Here is a 21,560-nt window from a genome sequence, read left to right as displayed (position 1 = left end):
CACGCCCGCGTGTTTCGTGTCACGTTCCGCTCAGTCGACCAGTCTGGCCAGCCGGGCGGCGACCGCGGCGTGGCGGGGATCGCCGGTCGGGAGTACTGCCGCGAGGGACTCGAAGATCTCCAGATCCTCGGCGCCGGTGGACGTCTGCGCGAACTGCCACAGGATGTCGGGACTGCGCGCGTCGAGGGCGGCGCGGCGGATGGTGGCGTCGAGTTCGTCGCGTTCGGCTCGGAGGGCCGGGGCGTCGGAGCGGGCGAGGAGCGGACCGGAGTACAGGTTGATGGCGGTCTGCAGGTTTCCTTGCCGCAGCGCGGCCTGGACCTGGGTGACGTCGCCGGTGACATCGGCGATGATCCGGTACGGCTTGGTGTCGAGTACGCCCCCGCCGAGCAGATTGCGCAGTCGGTGCATCTCCGCGCGGACGGTCGTGGGGTTGCCCTCGTCGCCGTACAGCTGGAGCATCAGCTGCTCCGCGGTGAGACCTGACGGGTGCAGTAACAACAGTGCGAGTACTTCGGCCCGCCGCAGCGTGAGCGCGATCTCGCGGCCGCCGACGATCGCGGTCGGTTGCCCCGAGCCGAGCAGCTTGAGCTGGAGCGACGGTCGCGTACGGCGTAGCGGCGTACCGGGCATGTGGAGCAGGTAGCCCTCGTCGAGTCGCTCGACGAGACCCTCGCGGCCGTCGCCGAGGTCGATCCGATCGGCGCCGTCGGGGACGACAAGGCGGTCCGGCAGCCATTCGAGCGGCTGTACCGCGAGAACGCGGCCGGTCGGGGTCAGCAAGGCGCCCGGGGCGTCGCCGAGCGCCATCAGGTGCCGCATGTTGCGCGCGCGAAGCATCTCGTCGGCCGCGGCCATCCGGACCCGCAGCTGACCTTCGGCGAGCTGGGCCGCAGCGGTGACCAGCGCGACCATCGCGGGGTGGACCGTGCGAAGCGGTCCGGAGACGTCGACCGCGCCGAGCAGCTTGCCGGTGTCTGGGTCGTGGACAGGCGCGGCGGCGCAGGTCCACTCGTGGATCCGGCGGACGAGATGTTCGGCCGAGTGGATCTGGACGGGCTCGCCGACCGCCAGCGCCGTACCCATGCCGTTCGTACCGATCTGGTCCTCGGACCACACCGCGCCCTCGGACAAGGCGATGCGGTCGGCCTGGCGTTTGACCTCGGCGGAGCCCTCACGCCACAGGATCGTGCCCTGCGCGTCGGTGACGATCATGATGTGCGACGCCTCGTCGGCGATCGTCGTCAGCGTCTGCCGCAGGACCGGGAGGACCGCGCGGAGCGGATGGTCCTCGCGCAGCGTCTCGACCATCTCCTGGTCGACGACCACGGGCGGCTGGTCGAGCTCCGGGTCGACCGCGGCGGCCAACGAGCGCTCCCACGACGCGGCGACGAGCGGGCGCGGCGCAGCAGGTACCCGGCCGCCGCCGAGCACCTCGTCGTACATCTCGCTCAGTCGACGGGCCTGCTCCCGTTGGTCCATACCGCCTCACTCCACGCTGCAACGTCCGTGCAACGTCCAGCTGCCTAGTGTCCGGTCCACCGTCAGGTTTCCAAGGAGGACCAATGACGATCTTCGCAGCTCCCGGGCAGGATGGCAGCCCGATCACTTACAAATCACGCTACGAGCACTACATCGGCGGCGAGTGGGTGCCGCCGGCCAAGGGTCAGTACTTCGAGAACCCGACTCCGGTCACCGGAGAGAACTTCACCGAGATCGCGCGCGGTACGGCGGACGACGTCGAGCGCGCCCTCGACGCCGCCCACGGTGCCGCGCCCGCCTGGGGCCGCACGTCGCCGGCCGAGCGGGCGAACATCCTGAACAAGATCGCCGACCGAGTCGAGGCCAACCTCGAGCTGCTCGCGGTCGCCGAGACCTGGGACAACGGCAAGGCCGTGCGCGAGACGCTCGGCGCCGACATGCCGCTGGTGATCGACCACTTCCGGTACTTCGCCGGCGCGCTGCGGGCCCAGGAGGGGTCGGTGTCGGTGATCGACGACGACACCATCGCGTACCACTTCCACGAGCCGCTCGGCGTGGTCGCGCAGATCATCCCGTGGAACTTCCCGATCCTGATGGCGACCTGGAAGCTGGCGCCCGCGCTGGCCGCCGGCAACACCGTCGTCCTGAAGCCGGCCGAGCAGACGCCGGCGTCGATCCACGTGTTCCTCGAGCTGATCCATGACCTGCTGCCGCCCGGGGTGCTGAACATCGTCAACGGGTTCGGCGTCGAGGCCGGCAAGCCGCTTGCCTCGAGCAACAGAGTTGCCAAGGTCGCGTTCACTGGTGAGACCACGACCGGCCGCCTCATCATGCAGTACGCCTCGGAGAACATCATCCCGGTCACGCTGGAGCTCGGCGGCAAGAGCCCGAACGTGTTCTTCGCCGACGTCGCGTCGTCGAAGGACGACTTCTACGACAAGGCGCTCGAGGGCTTCACGATGTTCGCGCTGAACCAGGGCGAGGTCTGCACCTGCCCGTCCCGGGCGCTGATCCAGTCGTCGATCTACGACTCGTTCCTCGGCGACGCTGTGGCCCGGACGCAGGCGATCAAGCTGGGCAACCCGCTCGACACCGAGACGATGATGGGAGCGCAGGCCAGCAACGACCAGTACGAGAAGATCCTCGCCTACATCGACATCGGCCAGGCCGAGGGCGCGAAGGTGCTCACCGGTGGAGCTCGGGCCGAGCTCGGAGGCGATCTGGCCGGCGGGTACTACATCCAGCCGACGATCTTCGAGGGCGACAACAAGATGCGGATCTTCCAGGAGGAGATCTTCGGTCCGGTCGTCTCGGTGACCAGGTTCGACGACTACGCCGACGCGATGAAGATCGCCAACGACACGCTCTACGGGCTGGGTGCGGGCGTCTGGTCGCGGGACATCAACACGGCGTACCGCGCCGGTCGGGAGATCCAGGCCGGCCGGGTCTGGACGAACAACTACCACGCCTACCCGGCACACGCGGCGTTCGGCGGCTACAAGAACTCCGGCATCGGGCGGGAGAATCACAAGATGATGCTCGACCACTACCAGCAGACCAAGAACCTCCTGGTCAGCTACAGCCCGTCGAAGCTCGGGTTCTTCTGATCGTGGTCGACAAGGTACTGCTCTCGGACGAGGCGGCGGGCTGGCTCCGTCGTCTCACCGAGATGCACGGTCCGCTGATGTTCCACCAGTCCGGTGGTTGCTGCGACGGCAGTTCGCCGATGTGCTACCCGGACGGGGAATTTCGAACGGGGTCGGCGGACGTGCATCTCGGTGATCTGGTCGTCGACGGCCTGGACAAGCCGATCGCGTTCTGGATGTCCGCGAACCAGTACGAGTACTGGAAGCACACCCAACTCACCGTCGACGTGGTCAAGGGCCGCGGCAGCGGCTTCTCGGTGGAAGCCCCGGAGGGCATCCGCTTCCTGATCCGCTCCCGCCTCTTCACCGACCAGGAGTCCGCCGCCCTCGGCCTCCTCTGAAGCGAGTGCCGACCGTCCGGTGGCGTTGCCGGACGGCCGGCACTCTTCTTTTGCTCAGGTGCCCTGCCCGTCGGGAAGTACTGCGCGATAGATGTCCGAACTGCTGAGGTCCGGACCGGCGGCCTTCAACCGCAGGATGGTGAGCCGCTGGTCCGCCGGAGCATCACGCAAGCGCAGTGCATCTGACACATGCGGGCGATCGGCGACGTGGAGCCAGAAGGTCAGGTCGATCTTCCAGGTGTCGGTGTGGAGTACCGCGTAGAAGCGTTCGTCGGTGATGGCTGAGGTCGGGCGGCGGCCGGCGCGTTCGTCGTAGAAGTCGATATTTCGGAGATCGACGCGCTGGGTGAGGGTCGTCAGGCCGTTTAGGACTGTGGTGGCGGTGGCGTCGGGGGCGTCGAACATGATGTCGAGATCGCGGTCGACCATCAGGCCGGAGAGGGCGCTGCCGATCAGGATCGGTTGCCAGGGGAAGGCTGTGCCGAGGTCCAGTTGGGTGAAGAGGGACTGGGCCTCGGCTTGCAGTGCCTGGGCTTGGTCGACAAGGGACATGTCCTCGACGGTAGGGGTCAGGTTGTGGGGATGACCAAAGGTTTTCCGGGAACGACGTGGGTGTCGGCCGAGTGCTCGGTGCCGTCGACCGTGATGGTCGACAGGTCCAGGTGGCCGGCCTGGCAGGTGATCGTGAGGGTGTTGGCTGTGTGAGCGGCGGTGGCCCAGCCGGTGTTGGTGGTGAAGGGGAAGTACCAGGCGTCGTCGGTGCGGGCGATGTCGAGTGGGGCGAAGGCGATCGAGCGGGTGACGGCGTTGTGGTGGTAGCCGGACAGGGCTTCGAGGACGGACCAGCCGGCGGCGTTGCGGATGTAGTGGTCGCCGCATTCGATCGGGTTGAAGGGGTTGCGGCGGGTGCCGTCGTACCGTGCCCAGAGGCCGGTCAGGATCGCCATGCCTTCGTCGGCGAGGTTTTCGTACAGGCAGTGGGCGGCGACCTGGTACTCCGACCCCGTCCACACCTCGTCGCAGTACCGGGTGGGTATCTCGGGCCGCCCGCCGTGAGGCCACGTGCACATCAGTAGACCGGTGTCGTCGCCGTCGGCAAAGACGCGGTAGGGGTGGTCGAAGTCGTGGAACCCGATCCGCAGGTTGTGCCGTACTACGTTGCGCAGCGCGGTCCGCACGTGGTCGGCCGGGAGGATGTAGCCGAGTTCCAGCTGATGCGCCCACCACTGCCCGATCAGCTGGTCCGCGAGGCAGCCATCGCCCCACTGGAAGTCCCTGGTCTCGTCCGGCTCGAGGATCTGCCGGTAGTACTCGCCCGTGAACAGCAGCTCGTCGTACGCCTTGCTGCCGGCCTCGAACAGCTTCCGGTACGCCGTACCCTCCTCGCCGAGCAGCAGCGCCATCTCCTCGGCCGCACGCAACGCCGCCAACCAGAGCGTGCCCATGAACGAGTTCACGCCGCACAGGTCGATGTCGTGCGTGCTCGGCTGGATGCCACGCAGTACGCCGTCCCGCAGCCACTTCTCATGGATGTGGTCGAGCAATCGGACCACCTGAGGCCAGCGTCCACCCAACCAGTCCAGACCGGCGCCTTGGAGCACCTCGCGGTACGTCTTCAACACACTGCCGAGCATCCCGTCCAGCGCGGGCTCCTCCGGCCCGCCGATCACGACGTCCCACAGCTGCTTCATGTAAAGCGGTGCACGGACGCGGTGCGGGATGTACCCCTCCGGCGCCTGCATCACGTCGTACTCCGTGTCCCGCATGTTCCGCTCCAGCGACGGGAAGAGGCGGGAGAGCGTCTGCTCGTAGTTCCACACGTGTGTGCAGTTGAGGGGACAAGAGCCGCCGTACCGGCCGCCCCACATCGCCGTGGACGCGCCGAGCACACCCTCGAACCCCAGTACGTCGCCGTCCGCGGTCTGGAACACCGTTGGGCTGCGTACGTCGGCCACCAGCGCAGCGAGCCGTGAACCGGCCTCGCCGGGCAGGCTGCTCGACTCGAAGGCCTCAGCCCACGCAGTCGTCATCGCTTCCTGCTCGGACCACTGGGCGATGAAGGACTCAGCCGCGGCGACCGCGTCCGGCGTACGGCGGGTGTACGCATTGCCGAGCCAGAAGCGGCTGTGACCGTACTCCGGGTGCGGGCCGAACTGGTTGAAGTCGACATATCGGTTCGGGAAGTGCCATGCGATCAGGAAGCGAACCTGCTTGGTCTCACCCGGCTGCAGGTTGAACGGGACGGCGAGCCCGCCGTTCCAGGTGCGGCCCGGTGCGCTTGCGCCGGTAGCGGCTCTGATCGGACCGTTGAGGAAGGCAACGAATTCTTCGGGGCGGGACCACTGTGGGTGGGCGAGCGAGTCTGGTGTGTCAGTTGCGAGCACCAGTTGCCCGGAACCGGGATGATCGACAGGCAAGGTGGCGTTGTCGAGGACGAGGTGGGTCCAGCCGGGGGTGCGGCGGACGCGGTTGGTGTTGCCGCCGTAGAGGCTGCAATCGACGCTGTCGACGGGAGTGACGCCGTCCCAGCCGACCGAGTTCTGCAACGCGCCGGCGAGCTTCCCGTGCAGTGCGATCTCACCTGGGTTGTGCAGCGTGAACGTGAACCCGACGACGGGCTGCGAACTGGCTGCTGCATCGCTCGGCACCAGCGGGTTGAACACGTCCAGACCCACCTGGACAGGCAGATCCGTCGCGTACTCCACATGGGCCTGGGGATAGGTGGCCGTCACCGTTGTCGGACCGATCGGCCGGATGACCTCCTGCAGTCGCCTCTCGCCGCCCGGTACGACGTCGTCCGTCACCAGCGGAGTGCCGGACGGGTCGAGCGGAGGGCCTTCCAGCAACCGGAGCTCGTCCAGCGGCGGCTCCACCTGCGAGAGGCGCAGTGCGAAGAAGCTGTCCGGCACGTGCCCCTCGTGGTTGCCGATGTTGTGCAGTTGCCACTGGCGCAGCGCACCGTTGCCGGCCAGCGCGACCGTGCCGGTGCCGAGGCCGCCGAGCGGCAGAGCGAAGTGTCGAAGGTTGTCACCGGTGTAGTGCATGTTTCTCCGTCCATGTACCAGCAGAGGCGAACAACGCCACCGGACCGGGGGCGAGCAGAAGCAGTGAGGCAGTTACCGAGGTGCCGAGAACTAGTGCCACAAGAACTAGTGCCAATACGCCGAGGGGAACTAGTGGTGCACGTGCAACTAGTTGCAATGCAGCTAGCCAGAGCGTCTTGCCGCGAAGCCCGGCGGTGACGCGAAGGCTGAAGGCGTAGCAGGAGGCGAGTACCGCGAGAACGCTCGCGCAACCGCTGACCGCCAGGGGGATCGCAAAGACGGGGCCTGCGTAGACCTGCCAGTTGAGCATCGCCAGCCCACCCACCACGGCCGGCACACAGGCGACCTCGAGGCCCGCTAGCGCATGACGTTTGAGGTTTCGAAGCAGTCGCAGCACACCCCCGCGATCATCGCGGACGATGGAGTCGGTCGTGGCGGTCACGGCTGCCCAAGCTGGTCCGGCCACGATGGCGGCCAAGAGGATGCTGACCGGGGACAGACCGGGGGAGAAGAGGACGACGAGGCCCGAGGCCGCGCAGACCAGGACGCCAGCGGCAGCCAGGAACGGGAGCTCGTGCCACAGCGCCTTGAAGGCGGCAGGTAAATAGGTCATGCGCGGAGGCCCGTCGACGCGATGGAGGCGATGAAGGAGCGCTGGAAGATCAAGAACAACACGAGGATCGGCAGCACGACCAGCGTGATCGCGGCAAACAGCACAACCGCAGGACCGCCGCCCATCGCACCCTGCAGTGACACCAACCCGACCGGCAGCGTCATCTTCTCCGGTGACGACAGGAAGATGTACGGCCAGAAGAAGTTGTTCCACGACGCCTCGAACACGAAGATCCCCAGAGCGGTCAGACCAGGCCGAGCCAACGGCAGGATCACCCGGAACAGGATCCAGAAGTGTCCGGCGCCGTCCATGATCGCCGCCTCGTCCAGCTCGCGGGGGATCGAGGAGATGTACTGCCGCAGGAAGAAGATCCCGAACACGTTCACCAACGCCGGGAGCCAGATCGCCACGGTCGTGTCCACGAGATGCAACCAGCGCATCATGATGAAGATCGGCACCACCGTCAGCTGCACCGGCACGACGAGCGCCGCGAGCAGCACCGAGAAGATCTGATCGCGCCCCGGAAACCGCAGCCGGTTGAACGCGTACGCCGCCAACGCACTCGTCAGCAACGCACCGGCCGTCGTCAGCACCGCGATCTGCAGACTGTTCCACGCCATCTGCGCGAACGGGATCAGATCCGGCACCTGCTGGAAGTTCTGCAGCGTCGGCGGGCGCGGGATCCATTGCGGCGGCAACTGGAACGCGTTGATCGGCTCCGACAGCGCGTTGACGATCAACCACACCAACGGCGCGATCATCAACAACCCGCCGAGCACCAGGACGAGGTCGAGCAGCTTGCCCTTCATTGATGCACCCACCGTCGGCTCAGCCGGAACTGCAGGCCGGTCACGATCATGATCACCAGGAACAACACGAGCGACAGCGCCGCGGCGTACCCGACCTCGAAGGACTGGAAGCCCTTCTCGTAGGTGTACTGCACGATGCTGCGGGTCGCGCCGTCCGGGCCGCCCTGGGTCATGATCACCATCGGGTCGAAGATCTGGAACGCGCCGATGAACGTGATCACCGTGGCGAAGAAGATCGTCGGCGACATCACCGGCAGCGTCACACTCCACAACCGCCACCACGCGTTCGCCCCGTCCACCCGCGCGGCCTCGTGCAGCTGCGCGGGCACCGTCTGCAGGCCGGCCAGCAGGATGATGAACGTGTACCCGATCGTGTGCCACCAGTCGACGACGATCAGCGTAGGCAGCGCCCACGTTGGGGACGCCAACCAGTTGGTCGTTGTCGAAAGGTAGTAGTTCGCCGGTCCGAAGGCCGGATCCAGGACGTACTTCCAGACCAGCGCGACCGCGGCCCAGGACACCAGGAACGGGAAGAAGTACGCCGTCCGCACGAAGTACTTCGTCCCGCGCGTCATCGTCCGATGCACGCCGAGCGCAAGCAGCATGCCCAGACCGATGTGCGTCACGACCGACGACAGCGCGAACACGAACGTGTTGATCACCGCGCGGATCGTCGCGCCGTCGCTGAGGAGTTGCTTGAAGTTGTCCAGCCCGGCGAACTCCGGCGTACTCAGCAGATCCCAGTGGAACAGGCTCAGCCCGAACGCCGCGACCAGTGGCAGGGCGACGAAGACGACGAAGAGCAGGACGGCAGGGCTGATGAACAGGTAGCCCGGCAGCCAGTCCCGGCGTTGGGGTTTCAGACCAATCCCTCCAGCGTGGACTGCGCCTTGCCGAGCGCGTCGGCCGGCGAGGCGTTGCCGGTGAGCACCTGCTTCCAGCCGTCCTCGATCGCCTTCTGTACGGCGGCGCCCTTGTCCGGTGACGGGATCGGGGTCGCGTAGGACAGCGCCTGGTACAGGTACTCGGTCCCCTTCGGCGCGTCCTCGAGGAACGACTGGCTGTTCGCGACCGACTTCCGGGCCGGGACGATCGTGCCGCCGAGCTGCGCGAAGAACGACGAGCCTTCCTTGGAGATCAGGAACTTGATGAACGTCCAGGCGTCGTCCTTCTTCTTCGACGCCTTCAGGATCGGGTACCCGTTCCAGCCGACCGGCGAGCCCTGCCCGGCCTTCACCGGCCACGGCACGATCCCCATCTTCGCGGTCGCCTTCAGGTTCCGGATGCTGATGATCGGCCAGCGTCCGCCGCCGAACATCGCCAGCTTGCCCTGCGCCGCCGCTGTCGTCGCGTCGAAGGTGCCACCCGGCGGCGGCGACAGCTTGTCCGCGACCAGCTTCCGGTTGAAGTCGGCGGCCTCGATCACACCGGGGTCGTCGTACGTCGGCTTCGACCAGTCGTCGCTGAAACTGCTGGTCCCGTTCGTCAGCAGCCACGGCATGATCGCCGCGAAGTACTCCGGGCCTGCGGCGTACCCGAATGCACCGGTCTTGGCCTTGATCTGCTCACACGCGTGCCGGAAGTCGTCCCACGTCCACTTCGGCGTCGGCTCCGGTACGCCGGCCTTCGCGAACAGGTCCTTGGAGTACCACATGCACATCGTGTTGAACTCGCCCGGCAGGTAATAGGTCTTGCCGTCGGTCGAGGCGTACTTCTTGTCCCACTCGACCAGGTTCGGGTCCATGTCGCCGTAGTACTCGTCGATCGTCGCCTTGTCCTTGGCGATGTAGTCGTCGAGTGGCGCGAGCAGGCCCTTGGAGGCGAACAGCCGCTGGCCCTCGGTCGCGATCTGGATGACGTCCGGCACCTGGCCGCCGGCGATCCGGGTGGAGAGCTTGTTGAAGAAGTCGCCCCAGTTGGACAGCGGAATGCCCTCGGCCTTGAGCTTGATCTCGGGGTGCTGCTCGGTGAACTTCGCGAACAGCTTGTTCCACGTCGCCTGCTGCTCGGCCGTGCCCATGTAGACGAACGACAGCTCCTTGGACGACGATCCGCCGCCGCTTCCGCCGCCCCCACCACAGGCGGCCAGCGCGGCGGCGAGCGCCGTACCGCCTGTCGCCTGGAGGAAGTTTCGCCGACTCAACAGGGGCTGATCCATGTCCGGACCTCCAGGCAGGGAAATCGATTTCTCGAAGGTTCCCGGCAGCATAGCCCCGGCCGTCCAAACCGTGTCAAGACTCGGGCGCCGGGAAACTCAGGGGGAAACCTTCACCGCTGCGCGCACCCTGTGTAAGCCCGCGATTACGCGGAATTTCGGGTCCGATCGGGGCAGGTGTCATGGATTTACCCATGACATTTGTCAGCCCTCCGATCGCTGGCATCCGGTTGCCCGGCGGACGGACGATGCGAAGACCCCCAATTGATGCCGGCCTCCGCCCCGGCCGTCAGGGCTTCGTGAGCGGAGGTCTGCCCAACTCGAGGAGTCCAGTTGAGGCAACGGATTCTCGTGTCCGCCCTGGGCGTCGGCGCACTGGCCGTCGCGGGACTGACCGTCCAAACACTGTCCGCAGCGGGAGCCGATGCGGCGACCCCCTACACCGCAGGGAAGCACGCCGCCCGCGTGTGCTCGACCGCCAAGGCCAAGCACACCGCGAGCTGCGACGCGGTCAAACTCGTGAACCCGGACGGGTTCGCACCGGCAGCCAGCGCGCCGCCGTCGACCGGCCTGACCCCAACAGGTCTGCGCGACGCGTACAAGCTCAACGGCCTCAGTGCCGGCGGCCGCACGGTCGCCATCGTCGACGCCTACGGGTACCCGAACCTGGAGCGCGACCTCGGTGTCTACCGCTCCCAGTTCGGCCTGTCCGCCTGTACGACGGCCAACGGCTGCCTGAAGGTCATCAACCAGACCGGTGGTACGTCGCTGCCGCGCTTCAACGCCGGCTGGGCCGGTGAGCAGGCGCTCGACGTCGACGCCGTCTCGGCCGCGGCGCCCGACGCGAAGATCATCGTGGTTCAGGCCAACTCGGCGAGCTTCGCCGACCTCGGCGCCGCGGTTGTCACGGCGTCGAAGCAGCCTGGCGTGGTCGCGATCTCCAACAGCTACGGTGGCGGGGACGCGAGCGACGCGACGTACGGCAGCTACTACAACCACCCGGGGATCGCGGTCACCGCATCCACCGGTGACGACGGCTACCAGGGCGGCAGCTACCCGGCGTCCTCGTCGTACACAACGGCTGTCGGCGGTACGTCGTTGGTTGCTGCCAGCAACTCTCGGGGCTGGAGCGAGAGCGTGTGGAGCGGTGCGGGCTCGGGCTGCTCGACGTACAACACCGCGCTGCCGGGTGCGGCGTCGTTCAGCACCGGTTGCTCGAAGCGGGCGATGGCGGACGTCTCCGCCGCGGCCGACCCGGGCAAGGGTGGCATGGCGATCTACTACCCGACGAGCAAGACCGCGTCGACCTGGGCGCAGTTCGGCGGGACCAGTGAGGCCGCTCCGATCATCGCCGCGGTCTACGCGCTGTCCGGCAACACCAGCGGCTACGCGAACGCGTTCCCGTACGCCCACCCGGGCTCGCTGTTCGACGTGACCAGCGGCAGCAACGGTTCGTGCCCCACGACCCAGTGGTGCAACGCCCGTACCGGTTGGGACGGCCCGACCGGCCTCGGAACGCCTAATGGCGCCGGCGCTTTCTGACCGTCTTTGACACTCTGGGCGACCGGACAATGGCTGCGTGCAACCATTGTCCGGTCGCTTTTAGTACTGTTCCGAGCACGAAGGACAACCCTCGACTCCACGACATTCCGGGGATTTCTCTTCCCCGGAGGCTTCCGCAGGCTTAAGGTCAGCCCCCGGGACGGGTCGTGGAGGGCGACCCGCTAATTCGAACTCCATGGAGATTTGCTGTGACAACATCACGCAGAGGGCGGGGGCTCCTGGCAGTCTCAGCCGTCTCCGCGGCCGCCGTCGTGCTGGCCATGACCGCCGGTGGCGCGGACGCCGCGCAGAAGCCCGGCGGCGCCGATGCCAAGAAGCCTGCACAGGCCGACAAGCAGACGGCGAGCAAGGAGCGCAAGGGCAACTACGACGCCCGGACGCCGAACGCCAAGACCACCTACGCCCGCTCCGCCAAGGTGCAGGGCAAGGAAACCGCCGCCGCGAAGAAGTTCCGCGACTCGCTCGGCACGCAGGGTGTCGTCCAGGTCGACCCGAACACCGGCACCCCGGCCCAGGTCACCAAGCTGAACGGTTTCCTGACCGGCAAGAGCGCCAAGAAGGCCACTGATGTCGCGCTCGGATATGTGAAGGCCCACCCGGAGATCTTCAAGCTCTCCGACGCCGACCTCGGCACGCTGAAGCTGCGCAAGGACTACGTCGACGATCTCGGCACCCACCACATCTTCTGGACCCAGGTGGTCGACGGCGTCGAGGTCTTCGGCAACGGCCTGAAGGCCAACGTCACCAAGAACGGCCAGCTGATCTCGGTGATGGGCTCGCCCGTCGCCGGCCTGACCACGGCCGCGCAGACGCGGTCGGCCGAGGCCGCGCCGAAGGTCTCCGCGGCCGGCGCCCGCAGCGCCGCCATCAAGGACGTCGGCGGTACGGCGAAGTCCGCGACCGCGACCACGTCCGGTGTGAACACCAAGTGGAGCAACGGCGACACCGCGAAGCAGGTGTGGTTCCACACGGCGGACGGGCTGCAGAAGGGTTGGCTGACCTACACCAACTCCGGTGGCCAGAACATCTACAGCCACGTCGTCGACGCCCAGACCGGTGCCACGCTCTACCGCAAGGACCTGGTCAGCGAGGGCAACGGCGACGCGCTGGTGCAGGACTACTACCCGGGTGCGGCGAAGGGCGGCACGCAGCGCACCGAGAACCTGATCTACAACAAGTGGCTGCCGAAGAACGCGAAGACCCTCCTCGACGGTACGTCGGTCGCCGCCTTCGCGGACGTCAACGACGACAACCAGCCGAACCCGGGTGAGACCGTCAAGGTCCCGGGCACGAAGACCGGCTCGGAGTACAAGCTGACGACGTTCCAGAACGCCTCGTCGTTCTGCTCGGCCTCGTTCATCTGCACCTGGGACCCGGCGAAGCCGGACTCCTGGAAGACCAACATGAACCAGGACGTCACCAACGCGTTCTACCTGGCCAGCAACTTCCACGACTGGCTGGCGAAGCCGCCGATCAGCTTCACCCCGGCGGCCGGCTCGTTCGACGCCGCGGGCGGCGACCCGGTGCTGCTGAACGCACTGGACGGCGCGGCCACCGCTGCGAACGGCGGTCCCGACGCCAACCACATCGACAACGCGAACATGTCGACCCCGCCGGACGGCACCCCGCCGACCATGCAGATGTACCTGTGGCACTTCCCGGGGACGACGGACGCGCAGGAGGGCTACGTCCCGTCCAGCGGCGCGAACGACGCCAGCATCCTGTACCACGAGTACACCCACGGTCTGTCGAACCGCCTGGTCGTCGACGCCACCGGTAACTCCACGCTGAACAGCATCCAGGCCGGCTCGATGGGTGAGGCCTGGAGCGACTTCTACGCGATGGACTACCTGGTCTCGCACGGTCTGGAGAAGGACACCACCGCTCCGGGTGAGGTCCTCGAGGGCCGGTACGTCTCGCACGGCGAGCTGTTCCGGACCCAGGCGATCGACTGCCGCGTCAAGGCGGTCAGCCCGAACTGCATCCAGCCCGACGGTTCGAAGGGCGGCTACACCTACGGCGACTTCCCGACCATCGGCGGTACGCCGGAGGTGCACTCCTCCGGTGAGGTCTGGGCCCAGACGCTGTGGGACCTGCGTGAGCGCTTCGGCCGCGCGTACGCGATGAGCATCATCACCCGCGCGATGGAGCTGTCGCCGGCCGACCCGACGATGCTCGACATGCGCAACGCGATCGTCCAGGCCGACCTGGTCGCCAGCGGCGGCAAGAACGCCGACACCATCTGGACCGTCTTCGCCAACCGCGGCATGGGCTGGTACGCCGGTGTCGTCGACGGCGGCGACGCGTTCCCGGCCGAGGACTTCCACAAGCCGCCGACGGGTGCGACCACGACCCTGACCGGCACGGTGAAGGACAAGGACACCGGCGCTCCGGTGGCCGGCGCGCTGGTCTACGTCGGTGGCCACTCCTCCGGGTACGCCGGTGACTACGCCGGTACGACCGATGCCAACGGCAACTACTCGATCACGGGTGTCGCACCGGGCACGTACTCGAAGCTCGTGATGTCCGCTCCGGGGTACGAACTGCTGGTCCAGCCGGCCACGGTCAAGCCCGGCGCCAAGGCGAACTTCACCCCGCGTCGCAACTGGGCCGCCTCCTCCGGCGGTGGCACGGTGACCGACTTCAACGGTCCGGACTTCACGCCGCAGTGCGGCCCGGCGTTCGCCATCGACAACGCCCAGGGCACCGGCTGGGGCAGCACGACCGGCGACGACAACGGCACGCCGACCAACAAGATGATCGAGAAGCACATCGACATCAAGCTCCCGGCCAAGGTCAACGTGTCCGGCTTCAACATCGACCCGTCCAACACCTGTGGTGACCCGGGCAGCGCCTCGACCGGTGGCTACCGGGTCGAGACCTCGGTCGACGGCAACACCTGGGCGGTCGCGGCGTCCGGCACCTTCGACGCCACCAACCGCGGCAAGTACAACCTGGTCGCCCCGACCGGCAACGCGACCGGCATCCAGTACGTCCGGTTCGTGATGACCAGCCCGCAGGTCCCGGACTTCGAAACGAACTGCCCCGCCGGCGCCTTCGGCGGCTGCCAGTTCACCGACATGACCGAAATCCAGGTCTTCGGCAAGAAGTAACCCGAAATCCAGGTCTTCGGCAAGAAGTAACTCTGTAGAGCTGAAAGGAAGGGCCGGCCGAGCATCTTGCTCGGTCGGCCCTTCTGGTTGTTTGCCGCCCCCGCGGGCTACGCAGGCGCCTTCTTCGTCGCTACGCTCCTCAGCGCACCCACTCCGCGCGCTCCCACCCACCCCCCGCTCATCGCGGTGCATCCCCTTCCGGCTATCGCCGGACCGTGCGCGCTGCCGCGCGTGTGACTACACCGCGGTCAGGCAGGACCGCACCCATCGAACCGACCCTCACGCGGTGCTACGCCCGGCTCCTCCGTCGCCGCGCTACGCGCCGCTCCAATCCGCAGTAGGTCGCCGGCTGCACTGTGCCGACGGCTCTCTTCGTACCTACTGCTCGGAGCAGATGCGGTGAGCGCAGCGACGGAGGAAGCATCTGGCTAGCACGCGGGGCTGGATGCGTTTACGGCTTGATGTTGTTCAGGCCGACGGCGGTGGTCAGGGCGCGGTCTCTCAGACCTGCTGGGAGTTTCGGGAGGATGGCGCCGAGGGTGCGAGCTTCGGCGACGGCGTACCGGCGGCGTGGGTGGCGGGTTTCGACTGCGCGGACGATGACCTCGGCAACCTTCTCCACCGGGCCTGGCTTGAAGCGGCCCATTGCCTTTTCGTAGGCGGCCAAGTGAGCTCGATACAACTCGACCCGCTCGCGATCGGCGTGCTGCATCGCGGCGTCCGCGGCCGCGCCCGACCGGGCGAAGATCTCGGTCTCGGTTGTTCCTGGCTCGACGACCACTACCGGGATCTTCCACGCGGCCAACTCCAACCGCAGTGCGTTCGATAGCGCCTCGAGCCCAGCCTTGCTCGCGGACAGCGCGCCAAGCAGTGGCATCGCAACCCGTCCAGTAGCCGCACTCACATTCACGATCCGCCCATGACCGGCACGGATCAGCGGTAGGAACTCGCGGATCACCGACGCCGGGCCGAGCGTGTTCACCTCGAGTTGGCGGCGCCACTCGTCGGCCGGCACCAACTCCAGCGGTCCTTGCACGATCACGCCGGCGTTGTTGATCACCGCCCACAGACCGTCCACCTCGCCCGCGACCCGCTTGGCCGCCGCGGCGACGCTCTCCGGATCTGCGACGTCCAGCGGCACTACCCGCACCCCCGGTTCGAACTCGGCCCGGCCCCGCGCCCCGGCGTACACGGTGAAGCCCCGGCTCTGCAGCAGCCGGACCGTCGCCGTACCGATGCCGCCGGTTGATCCGGTGACGAGAACTGCCCGTGCCTCAGTCATATGAACTCCTCGGATATGTCCTCTAGGACATGTCCCTAGGGACATATCTGAGCATGCACATGTCCGTGGGGACATGTCAAGATGGCCGTACAGCGAAGGAGGTGGACATGTCACTGCGGCACGGGCTGCTCGGGCTGCTCGCCGAAGGGCCGGCCAGCGGGTACGACCTGGCCGGACGGTTCACCGAGGTGCTCGGCTCGATCTGGCCGGCGCAGCATCCGAAGATCTACGCCGAGCTGAACAAGCTCGCCGCCGAAGGCCTGGTCGAGGTCGAGAGCGAGGGGCCGCGGCGACGGAAGGCGTACCGGATCACCGATGCCGGCGTCGCGGAGGTGAAGCGCTGGCTGACCGATGTCGATGTGGACCACACCATGCGGTTGCAGCCGCTGCTGCGCTCGCTGTTCTTCTGGATGATGGAGACCGACGAGCTGCAGCGTTATCTCGAGGCCGAGGCCAGCTATTACCGCGAGCTCGCGGAGCAGTATCGCGACTATGCGGCGCGGAAGGATCGCGGGGAGTTCGGGTACAGCGAGCAGACACAGTCGATGCGCGTCACCATCGAGGCTGGCGTGCGCCTGTACTCCGCCCTCGCCGACTGGGCTGAATGGGCCCAAACCGTCCCGCCTGCCAAACCTTCCTGAAATAGCAGAGGAGACGCAGCCGGCCCGCGTGCACACTCGCGTCACCCACCTGGCGTGACCGCCGACGTTCGCGGACTCGATCTGCGCGGCACTCGATCTGCCCGGTGGTCGAGTGGAGCACGCTCCCGGGCGGGATGTCGGTCCCGGCCGTAGCGCCGCGTGAGGGTCGCTTCGATGGGTGCGGTCTTGCCTGACCCCGGTGTAGTCACACGCGCGGCAGCGCGCACGGTCCGGCGATAGCCGGAAGGGGATGCACCGCGATGAGCGGGGGGTGGGTGGGAGCGCGCGGAGTGGGTGCGCTGAGGAGCGCAGCGACGAAGAAAGCGCCTGCGTAGCCCGCGGGGGCTGACCGCAGTCCATTTCCAGGCATCGTCGTCCCGGATCGTGGACATCGGCAAGTAAGTGTACTGACTTGGTCTAGTTTCGAGCGCGTGGATCCTGTCGCGCATCGGTGGCCGGCTCGCCTAGTTGGTCGGCGGGGCGGCGACCGAGCCGCGTTCGATCAGGGTTGGCGTGAGGGTGGTACGGCGGACTCGGCGGTTGGTGTCGACTGCCGACGTGACGCGGCTGACGACGTGGCTGACCAGGTCGTCGAGGGGCCAGTGGAACGTGGACAGCGGCGGAGTGAGCAGCTGGGACATCGGCTGGTCGTCGTACCCGAGCAGCGACAGGTCGTCCGGGATGCGCAGGCCGAGCTCGCGGCTGGCGGCGTACACCCCGAAGGCCATCGAGTCGGCGAGGGCGAGGATGCCGGTCGGGGGGTTCGCGCTGGTCAGGAGCGCGCGGGCGACGTCGGTCGCCCCGGTCAGGTCGTGCGGGCATTGCAGCAGGCGGAGCTTCAGACCGAGGTCGGCCGCGACGCTTTGAGCGATCTCCTCGGCCGGGCGTTCAACCTCGAGACGCCGGGTCGGGCTCAGCACGGCGACGTTGCGGTGACCCGCGTCCGCGAGCCGGCGCAGCGCCGTACTCACGCCGGTCTCGTTGTCGAAGATCACCTCGGACTTCGCCTTCGCGCCGGGCAGGGCGTCGCCGATCGCGATCACCGGCGCCTGTTTCGCGATCTCGGCCCACTCCTTCGCGGCCGGGTCGATCGGGATCACAACGATCGCGTCGGCGCGGTGGTCGACGAGGTGCTGGGCGAGCTCGAGCTGCCGGTCGGCATCGCCGGCCGAGTCGATGATCCAGGCGTTCCGGTCCGGCGCGAGGAGCTCGCGGCCGAGCGCGGCCGCGACCCGTTGCTGCCAGAGATCCTCGAGGGAGGCGCACAGCACGCCGATCGAGCCGCTCCGGCCCGAGGCGAGCGCGCGGGCGACCGGATCGGCCTGGTACCCGAGGCGGTCGGCGGCGTCCTGGACCCGTTGCCGTGTCTCGGGCGTGCCGTGCAGACCGCGCAGCGCGTACGACACAGCGGCCATCGAGAGCCCGGTCTCGCTGGCGATGTCCTTGAGGGTTGGCCTCCGGCCGGTTCCGGACATGCCCACGACCCTAGCCGCAGCCGTGGACAAAAACTTGACGACGCGGCCTTTGAAGCGCTTCACTCTAAGCATCCTGAAGCGCTTCAATCTGATCAAACCGCCGAGAGGGGGAGCCGATGATCGACGTCCACCAGCACCTCTGGCCGGAAGCGTTCGTCGACCGGCTCCGAGCGCGTCGCGAGCCGCCGTACCTCGACGGCTGGACGCTGCACACCGCGACCGAGGCGCCGTACGACGTGGACCCCGCGGCGCACGAGATCGGCAAGCGGGTGGCGCTCGAACAGGATGCCGGTACGACGCTCGCCGCCGTCTCGCTGTCGAGCCCGCTGGGCATCGAAGAACTCGGCGACGCGGAGCTGCTCGCCGCCTGGCACGAAGGTGCCACACTCTTCCCGCAACCGTTCCGGGCGTGGGCGTCTGTCGACCTACTCGAAACCGACATCAAGCAGCTGGAATCCCTTCTGAACAAGGGATTCCTCGGGCTGCAGCTGCCTGCCCATGTACTCGGCGCACCGTCGTCCTGGGAGGCGCTCGGTGAGCTGCTGCAGACCCTCGAGCGATTGAACAAGCCGATCCTGGTCCACCCCGGCTCGGCCCGGTCGAACGAAGATCTCTGCTGGTGGGCGCCGGTCGTCGACTACACCACCCAGCTGCAAGCGGCCTGGTGGGCGTGGCACGCGTTCGGCGGACGGCGTACGTACCCGGGCCTGCGGTTGTGCTTCGCCGCCGCGGCCGGTCTCGCGCCGGTGCACCACGAGCGGCTGGCTGCCCGCGGCGGCCGGCTCGGCACCATCGATCCCAATCTGTACGTCGACACCTCGAGCTACGGCCCGCAGGGGATCGACGCGGTCGCGCGGATCCTCGGCATCGACCAGGTCGTGCACGGCACCGACCGGCCGTACGCCGGGACCACCGACCTCCGCCAAGGCGATGCCGCGACCGCGGTGATCCGCCACGACAATCCACACCGGCTGCTCTTCGGCACCGGTGCTACTACGACTCCTGAGAGGGGAGTGCAGTGACTGCCCAGCCGATCGACGTACCTAACGTCCCAGCTCGCCAGGCCAGCCGGCTCGTGGAGCTCAACAACTGTCTGTCGCTGGATGACCTTCCAGGCCGCGACCTCACCCCCGACGAACTGTCCGAGCTGGCCGCGTCGATCGCCGCGCAGCCGCACCTGTGGGAGGACCAGGTCGCGTACTCCGACGAGGAGCGCGTCTTCGCCTCCCTCCACCGCGACGCGAACGTCGACGTCTGGCTGATCTGCTGGACCCCGGTCAACGACACCGGTTGGCACGACCACGACGTCTCCTCCGGCGCGGTCGCGGTCGCCCGCGGCAAGCTCGTCGAGCACAACCTCGCGATCGGCGTGGAGTCGATCGAGACCGAGGTCGAGGCCGGCGACGTGTACGGCTTCGGGCCCGATCACATCCACCGCCTCACCGGTCTGGACAAGGGCAGCGTCACCGTCCACGCCTACAGCCCGCCGCTGTGGCGCATGGGTCAGTACTCCGTGAAGGAAGGCGTACTCCGCCGGGTCTCGGTCTCGTACGCCGACGAGCTCCGCCCGATCGACTGACAAATACAAAGGAACAAGGGATAGGGGAATCGGGGCAACCCGGGGCAGATTGATCTGCCCCGGGATCTGCCCTGCCCGGGGGCGGGTTCTGTGCTCAGACTCGGGTGTCATGACGATGCACTTGGAGCTCGAAGAGCACTACAGCGAGCGGTACGACGAAGCGAGCCGGCTCGGATCGACCGTCAAGGGACGGTTGGAGCTGGCCCGGGTACAGGATCTGCTGAACAGGTATCTGCCGGCGCCTCCCGCGGCGGTTGCGGACATCGGCGGCGGGCCCGGGGTCCACGCTGCTTGGTTGAAGCGCCGTGGGTACGACGTCGAGCTGCTCGATCCGGTCGAGCATCACGTTCGGCAGGCGACCGAGGCCGGGATCAGCGCAGTACAAGGGGATGCGCGGCGGCTGCCGTGGGAGGACGAGGAGTTCGACGCGGCGTTCGTGGCCGGGCCGATGTATCACCTGCGGGAGTCGGGCGAGCGGCAGCTCGCGCTGCGTGAGGCGATCCGGGTGACGAAGCTCGGTGGGTTCGTGGCGGTGGTGGCGATCAACCGGGCTGCCAATCTGATCGGCTCCACGCTGGCGAACACGTTGATCCAGCGGCAGGCCGTGGTGACGGACATCCTGCGCGACGGGTACAGCCCGCGGAACGACCGGATGGCGCACACGACGTACCACACTGTCGCGCAGTTGCGAGCCGAACTCACCCACGCCGGCCTCCGTGGCGTCCTCATCCACGGCCTCACCGGCCCCGGCGGCTGGCTGACGGTCATGATCGACGCCCACTACGGCGACCAACCCCTCCCCGACAGCCTCCAGGAACCCGATCCGCTCCACACGGCGCTGGAGTGCGCCAGGCTCGCGGACAGGTATCCGGAGATGGTGCAGTCGAGTTCCCTCCTCTTCGGACTGGGCCAACGAGCAGATCTCTGACTAAGGTCAGAGGATGAGTGTTGCGGAGGTGCGGCGGTTCAATCGGATGGTGACGCAGCGGGTTGGGGTGTTGCAGGAGGACTACCTGGCGCGCGGTCGTCCGCTGGGGGAGGACCGGGTGTTGTGGGAGATCGGCGTGGATGGGTGCGACGTGCGCACCCTGCGTGCGCGGCTTGATCTCGACTCCGGGTATCTGAGCCGGTTGCTGCGGTCGCTGACCAGCGCGGGTCTGGTGGAGGTCGAGCCGAGTGTGGCGGATGCGCGGGTGCGGATGGCGCGGCTGACGGGTAAAGGGCTCGACGAGCGGCGGGTGCTCGATGAGCGGTCGGACGAGTTGGCGGCCTCGATCCTCGAGCCGCTCGATGACCGGCAGCGGGAGCGGTTGACCGCGGCGATGGATGAGGTGACCCGGTTGCTGACGGCGTCGATGGTCCGGGTCGAGATCGTCGACCCGCGGCTACCGGCGGCGCAGTACTGCTTGAACGCGTACTTCGAGGAGCTCGAGCGCAGGTTCGAGACCGGGTTCGACCCGGCGCGGAGCATCTCGGCGGACCATGCCGAGTTGACGCTCCCCGCCGGGTTGTTGCTCGTGGCAACGTTGCGGTCGGAGCCGGTCGGCTGCGGTGCGCTCAAGCTGCACGGCTCCGACCCGGCCGAGATCAAACGGATGTGGGTGTCACCGGATGCGCGCGGGCTCGGGCTGGGCCGCCGGCTGCTCGCCGAGCTCGAGCGTACGGCGGCCGCGAACGGCGCCACCGTCGTACGGCTCGAGACCAACCACAACCTGAAGGAGGCGATCGCCCTCTACCGCTCCTCAGGCTTCGAGGAGGTACCGGCCTTCAACACCGAGCCCTACGCGCATCACTGGTTCGAGAAATCTCTCTGACTA

Annotated in this window: 18 protein-coding genes; 9 read left to right on the top strand and 9 right to left on the bottom strand. The window is 67.6% G+C overall.

Features of this window, described 5'->3' with window-relative positions; translation table 11 throughout:
* Window positions 1–30: 30 nt before the first annotated feature.
* On the bottom strand, window positions 31–1,482 hold the full coding sequence (locus tag OHA10_RS09465) for a GAF domain-containing protein (RefSeq protein WP_371405793.1): 1,452 nt from the start codon (window positions 1,480–1,482) through the stop codon (window positions 31–33).
* 83 nt (window positions 1,483–1,565) lie between these two features.
* Between OHA10_RS09465 and adh the strand changes: the two genes are divergently transcribed.
* A complete protein-coding gene (gene adh / locus OHA10_RS09460) occupies window positions 1,566–3,089 on the top strand; it encodes an aldehyde dehydrogenase (protein ID WP_371405792.1) in 1,524 nt (507 codons plus the stop codon).
* Window positions 3,090–3,091: 2 nt separating this feature from the next.
* Window positions 3,092–3,469, top strand: a complete 378-nt coding sequence (locus OHA10_RS09455) for a DUF779 domain-containing protein (protein WP_371405791.1) — start codon at window positions 3,092–3,094, stop codon at window positions 3,467–3,469.
* Between the two features lie 54 nt (window positions 3,470–3,523).
* On the opposite strand, the gene OHA10_RS09450 is transcribed toward OHA10_RS09455, so the two are convergent.
* From OHA10_RS09450 to OHA10_RS09425, 6 genes are all read right to left on the bottom strand, one after another.
* Complete coding sequence (locus OHA10_RS09450; RefSeq protein WP_371405790.1) at window positions 3,524–4,021, bottom strand: hypothetical protein; 498 nt, start codon at window positions 4,019–4,021, stop codon at window positions 3,524–3,526.
* 17 nt (window positions 4,022–4,038) lie between these two features.
* Entirely contained in the window at window positions 4,039–6,513 is a 2,475-nt protein-coding gene (locus OHA10_RS09445) for a GH116 family glycosyl-hydrolase (RefSeq protein WP_371405789.1), read from the bottom strand.
* Complete coding sequence (locus OHA10_RS09440) at window positions 6,497–7,126, bottom strand: hypothetical protein (RefSeq protein ID WP_371405788.1); 630 nt, start codon at window positions 7,124–7,126, stop codon at window positions 6,497–6,499. Before OHA10_RS09440 ends, OHA10_RS09445 begins: the two co-directional genes overlap by 17 nt.
* A complete protein-coding gene (locus OHA10_RS09435; RefSeq protein ID WP_371405787.1) occupies window positions 7,123–7,935 on the bottom strand; it encodes a carbohydrate ABC transporter permease in 813 nt (270 codons plus the stop codon). The genes OHA10_RS09440 and OHA10_RS09435 overlap by 4 nt, the downstream gene beginning before the upstream one ends.
* Window positions 7,932–8,597, bottom strand: coding sequence for a carbohydrate ABC transporter permease (locus OHA10_RS09430; RefSeq protein ID WP_371405786.1), 666 nt, complete (start codon window positions 8,595–8,597; stop codon window positions 7,932–7,934). The genes OHA10_RS09435 and OHA10_RS09430 overlap by 4 nt, the downstream gene beginning before the upstream one ends.
* A 197-nt stretch (window positions 8,598–8,794) precedes the next feature.
* Window positions 8,795–10,093 (bottom strand): sugar ABC transporter substrate-binding protein, encoded by a 1,299-nt coding sequence (locus OHA10_RS09425; protein WP_371405785.1) that lies wholly within the window; start codon window positions 10,091–10,093, stop codon window positions 8,795–8,797.
* Between the two features lie 330 nt (window positions 10,094–10,423).
* Here OHA10_RS09425 and OHA10_RS09420 point away from each other — a divergent pair, with 330 nt between their 5' ends.
* Complete coding sequence (locus tag OHA10_RS09420) at window positions 10,424–11,632, top strand: hypothetical protein (protein ID WP_371405784.1); 1,209 nt, start codon at window positions 10,424–10,426, stop codon at window positions 11,630–11,632.
* A gap of 209 nt (window positions 11,633–11,841) precedes the next feature.
* A complete protein-coding gene (locus OHA10_RS09415) occupies window positions 11,842–14,766 on the top strand; it encodes a M36 family metallopeptidase (RefSeq protein WP_371405783.1) in 2,925 nt (974 codons plus the stop codon).
* A 451-nt stretch (window positions 14,767–15,217) separates the two neighbouring features.
* On the opposite strand, the gene OHA10_RS09410 is transcribed toward OHA10_RS09415, so the two are convergent.
* Window positions 15,218–16,048 (bottom strand): SDR family NAD(P)-dependent oxidoreductase, encoded by an 831-nt coding sequence (locus tag OHA10_RS09410; protein WP_371405782.1) that lies wholly within the window; start codon window positions 16,046–16,048, stop codon window positions 15,218–15,220.
* Window positions 16,049–16,155: 107 nt separating this feature from the next.
* On the opposite strand from OHA10_RS09410, the gene OHA10_RS09405 reads away from it, so the two are divergent.
* On the top strand, window positions 16,156–16,689 hold the full coding sequence (locus OHA10_RS09405; RefSeq protein WP_371405781.1) for a PadR family transcriptional regulator: 534 nt from the start codon (window positions 16,156–16,158) through the stop codon (window positions 16,687–16,689).
* A 464-nt stretch (window positions 16,690–17,153) separates the two neighbouring features.
* Here OHA10_RS09405 and OHA10_RS09400 read toward each other — a convergent pair whose 3' ends face one another.
* Window positions 17,154–18,164 (bottom strand): LacI family DNA-binding transcriptional regulator, encoded by a 1,011-nt coding sequence (locus OHA10_RS09400; protein ID WP_371405780.1) that lies wholly within the window; start codon window positions 18,162–18,164, stop codon window positions 17,154–17,156.
* A 116-nt stretch (window positions 18,165–18,280) separates the two neighbouring features.
* Between OHA10_RS09400 and OHA10_RS09395 the strand changes: the two genes are divergently transcribed.
* From OHA10_RS09395 to OHA10_RS09380, 4 genes are all read left to right on the top strand, one after another.
* Window positions 18,281–19,186 (top strand): amidohydrolase family protein, encoded by a 906-nt coding sequence (locus OHA10_RS09395; protein WP_371405779.1) that lies wholly within the window; start codon window positions 18,281–18,283, stop codon window positions 19,184–19,186.
* Window positions 19,183–19,743 carry a cysteine dioxygenase family protein gene (locus OHA10_RS09390; RefSeq protein ID WP_371405778.1) on the top strand — a complete coding sequence of 187 codons (561 nt, stop codon included), beginning with the start codon at window positions 19,183–19,185 and terminating at the stop codon, window positions 19,741–19,743. Before OHA10_RS09395 ends, OHA10_RS09390 begins: the two co-directional genes overlap by 4 nt.
* A 109-nt stretch (window positions 19,744–19,852) precedes the next feature.
* Window positions 19,853–20,671, top strand: a complete 819-nt coding sequence (locus OHA10_RS09385) for a class I SAM-dependent methyltransferase (protein WP_371405777.1) — start codon at window positions 19,853–19,855, stop codon at window positions 20,669–20,671.
* 13 nt (window positions 20,672–20,684) lie between these two features.
* Window positions 20,685–21,557, top strand: a complete 873-nt coding sequence (locus OHA10_RS09380) for a GNAT family N-acetyltransferase (RefSeq protein ID WP_371405776.1) — start codon at window positions 20,685–20,687, stop codon at window positions 21,555–21,557.
* Window positions 21,558–21,560: the final 3 nt, after the last annotated feature.

Source organism: Kribbella sp. NBC_00662 (assembly GCF_041430295.1).
In the GTDB taxonomy this organism is placed as follows: domain Bacteria; phylum Actinomycetota; class Actinomycetes; order Propionibacteriales; family Kribbellaceae; genus Kribbella.
Note: the sequence above shows the minus strand (reverse complement) of the source record. Positions and strands in the feature narration are given on the sequence as shown.